Source organism: Streptacidiphilus neutrinimicus (assembly GCF_000787815.1).
GTDB classification, from domain to species: domain Bacteria; phylum Actinomycetota; class Actinomycetes; order Streptomycetales; family Streptomycetaceae; genus Streptacidiphilus; species Streptacidiphilus neutrinimicus.
The window spans coordinates 1-3488 of the sequence record NZ_BBPO01000169.1 but is presented as its reverse complement, the minus strand read 5'-3'; the positions used below and the strand labels follow the sequence as shown (position 1 = coordinate 3488).

Annotated in this window: 3 protein-coding genes; all 3 read right to left on the bottom strand. The window is 73.1% G+C overall.

Features of this window, described 5'->3' with window-relative positions; translation table 11 throughout:
- On the bottom strand, nucleotides 1–196 hold a 196-nt coding region (locus TR48_RS38235; RefSeq protein WP_042375565.1), incomplete at its 3' end, for a hypothetical protein.
- 18 nt (nucleotides 197–214) lie between these two features.
- Nucleotides 215–1639 carry a family 2B encapsulin nanocompartment shell protein gene (locus TR48_RS38230; RefSeq protein ID WP_042375566.1) on the bottom strand — a complete coding sequence of 475 codons (1425 nt, stop codon included), beginning with the start codon at nucleotides 1637–1639 and terminating at the stop codon, nucleotides 215–217.
- A 141-nt stretch (nucleotides 1640–1780) separates the two neighbouring features.
- A complete protein-coding gene (locus TR48_RS38225) occupies nucleotides 1781–3115 on the bottom strand; it encodes an NsdA family TPR-like regulatory protein (RefSeq protein WP_042375564.1) in 1335 nt (444 codons plus the stop codon).
- Nucleotides 3116–3488 lie beyond the last annotated feature (373 nt).

Genomic DNA, 3488 nt, shown 5'->3' with positions numbered 1-3488 from the left:
CCGTGGGCCCGACCGGGGCGGGCCAGGCGCCCGCCCCGGTCGAGCCGGCCACGGCGTCCACGGCGTCCGCGGCGTTCACGGCTTCCGCCGTGTCCCCCGCGTCCGCGGCTTCGCGGAACAGCCGGACGGCCGTGGTGCCCGGCCCGGCCGGGCCGGCGAGGATGCGTCCCAGCAACTCCCCGTCGAGGTGCAGCATCGTGGCTCCCGTCCTTGCCTACGCGTGCGGAGCCGCGATGTCGACGTTCTCGAGGATGCCGATCGCGTCCGGCACCAGGATCGCCGCCGAGTAGTACGCGGTGACCAGGTAGGAGATGATCGCCTTCTCGTCGATCCCCATGAACCGCACGTTGAGGCTCGGCTCGACCTCGTCCGGCAGCCCCAGCTGGTGCAGGCCGACGACGCCCTGGTTGTCCTCGCCCATGCGCATGGCCATGATCGAGGTGGTGTGGCCGTCCTCGACCGGCAGCTTGCCGCACGGGTAGATCGGCACGCCGCGCCAGGCCGGGATCCGGTGGCCGTTGCGGTCGATCGTGTCCGGGTACAGGCCGCGCTTGTTGCACTCGCGGAAGAAGGCGGCGATCGCCTTGGGGTGGGCGAGGAACAGCGAGGTGCTGCGGCGCATGCTGAGCAGCTCGTCCATGTCGTCCGGGGTGGGCGGCCCGGACCAGGTGCTGATGCGCTGGTCGTAGGCGGTGTTGTGGAGCAGGCCGAACTCCCGGTTGTTGACCAGCTCCCACTCCTGCCGCTCGCGGATCGCCTCCACGGTGAGCTTGAGTTGCTGCTCGGTCTGGTTCATCGGCTGGTTGTACAGGTCCGCGACCCGGGAGTGGATCCGCAGCACCGTCTGAGTGAGGCTCAGGTCGTATTCGCGCGGGGCGAGTTCGTAGTCGACGAAGGTGTTCGGGATGACCGGCTCGCCCTCGTGCCCGGCACTGAGGTCGATCGGCGCCTCGCCCTTGCTGTTCGTGGCCCGCTGCGACTCGGCGACGAACCGCTCGATGTGGGAACGCAGTTGGGGCGCGCGGTCGAACAGGTCCAGCACGCCGGACCAGGGCAGCACCATGATCGTGCCGGACGTCGACGCCTGCGCGGTGGCCAGCCACAGCGGGTCGCTGGTCAGCACGGCCTCGTCGCCGAGGTGGTCGCCGTCGGTCACCACGCCGAGGACGGTGGTGTCCCCGTACTTGCCCGTGCTCAGCCGGTTGATCCGGCCGTGGGCGACGATGAACACCTCCTCGATGGGTGAGCCCTCCTCGACGATCACCTCGCCGGCGTGGAACTCCCGCACCTGGAAGCGGGAGGCGAGCTCGGCCAGCACGGCCGGATCGTCGAAGTCGCGCAGGGCCGGGATCTCCCGCAGCGTCTCCGGCACGATCCGCACGTCGTCGGCCCCGCCCTGCACGAACCCCACGCGTCCGCGTCCCACCGCGAGTGTCAACCTACGGTTGACCCGGTAGGTGCCGCCGGCGACGTTGACCCACGGCAGGTTCTTCAGCAGCCAGCGTGAGCTGATGCCCTGCATCTGCGGTGCGGACTTCGTCGTCGTCGCCAGGTTGCGCGCGGCGCGCGTACTGAGGCTCTGCTGATCGGGAGCGCCGTCGACCCCTGCGGACCCCGCGGGGCTCTCCGTGGCCTCCATGGACATGAGTGCGACCTCCTTGGTCAATGCCGTGATTCCAGTAAGCGGGATGGGAGGTGGGCATGGGGGTGGCGCAGGGGGTGGGGGTGTTGAAAGTTCGGCGGCGTTGAAGGCGGGACGCGGTGCGCGGAGCGCGGCTTCTCAGGGGGTCTGCAGGCGGGCGAGGACGCCTCGGCCGGAGGTGGTGGCGCGGAAGGGGCGCAGGCGGCTGCGGAGGGTGCGGACCGCCCGGTCCGCGCGGGCGCTGCGCAGCAGGGGGTAGTCGTCGAGGAAGGCGTGCCAGGCCGTGCACGCCTGGTCCAGAGAGCCGCCGTCCAGGAGGAGTTCGCCCAGCCGCGCGGCGCCCACCGCCCGGGTCCGGCGTTCGTCCGGCGGCCGCAGCTGGAGTGAGCGCCGGAGCGCGGCGACGGCGCCCGCACGGTCGCCGAGCGCACTGAGCACCTGCGACTCGTGGTGTTCGTGCGCGGCCCGGTGGTACTCGCCGCTGCCCTCGGAACGGCCGAGCAGCTCGGACGAGCGCTGCAGCACGGTCAGGGCGCGCCGCCGTTCGCCGCGAGCGGCCGCGGCGACGGCCAGTTGGCCCGTCACGGCCGCCGCCAGCCACGTCGGCAGGCGCGAGCGCTGCGCGGACGCGGCCTCGGCCAGTTCCAGGGCGTGGGCGCGGTGGCCGAGCTCCTGCGCCTGGACGCTCAACGCGCACAGGGCGGCGGCCTGCCCGGGGGCGTCGTAGGCCTCGGCGGCGAGCAGGGTGGCGGCCTGGTAGTAAGCCTGGGCCACGCCGTGCCGCTGCTCGTCGAAGCACATCGAGCCGGCGAGGCAGGCCAGCGCCGAGGAGACGAGCAGCAGCTCGCGTCGCGCCCTGGGCGCGGCCGGCGCCGCGAGCCACTCGGCGACGCTGCTGCGCAGGAAACCGGTGAGGGCGGCGCGGGAGTGGCCGCCGCCGAAGGCGGAGTCGACGGTGGTGAAGGTGCGCAGCATGTCCTGCGCCGCCCGGACGTGCGCGACGGTGACCCGGTCGGCCGCCGCCGCGCCGGAACCCGGGGCGGGCCGGGCGGCCGTGGCGCGCGGAGCGGCCAGGCAGAAGTGTGTGGGGGCGCCCAGCCGGTAGGGGCGGGTGCGCGGCTGCACGGTGTCGAGTTCGGTGAGGTCCCGCAGGGCCGTCCTGGAGGGCGGAACGTTTTCCCCGGCTCCGGCGCCCGCCCCCGCGCTGCCGCGGGGAAGGTCGGCGACGAACCCCACCTCGGCGAGCTGGAGCGGACGTCCCAGCTGCCGGGCCAGCGCCTCGGCGACGACGGAGGCGACAGCCGCCGGCGGGCGCGTGCCGGCCATCCAGTGGGCGACGGAGGTGCGGTCGTAGCGCAGCGTCAGGCCGATCTCTGCTCCCGCTCGGTTGACGGCGCGGGCGAGTGCCGCCCCGCTCCAGCCGGCCTCCTGGGCGAGCGCACGCAGGCGTGCGTTGGGGTGCCGTGGCGCCATGGTCGTGCGGACCTCCGGTCCTGGTGGGTGCTGACGGTGCCGGCGTCGGTCGCGGGCCCTCCCCGGATTCATGAACCGCGTCATCCCGCCCGACGCACGAGCGGCGCAGCGCACGGGAGCGTGACCGGGCGCGCTTCCCTGCCACGCCTAGTGCATGACAAGTCGTGTGCGATCACTGATCCGATCCTGTTCGACGTGTACACGTCCCACCTTTGGACATGGGTCGGGCGCGAACTATCGCGGCTGAGCAAGATCGATCAAGGGGGGTCGATCAGCGCCTCGGGCCCGGCGTCGAGGTGCCGGCGCACGGGGTAGTGCGTCAGCGCACGTTCGAGCGCGCACGAATTCAGCGCGCGCCCCCGCCTGCCCACCC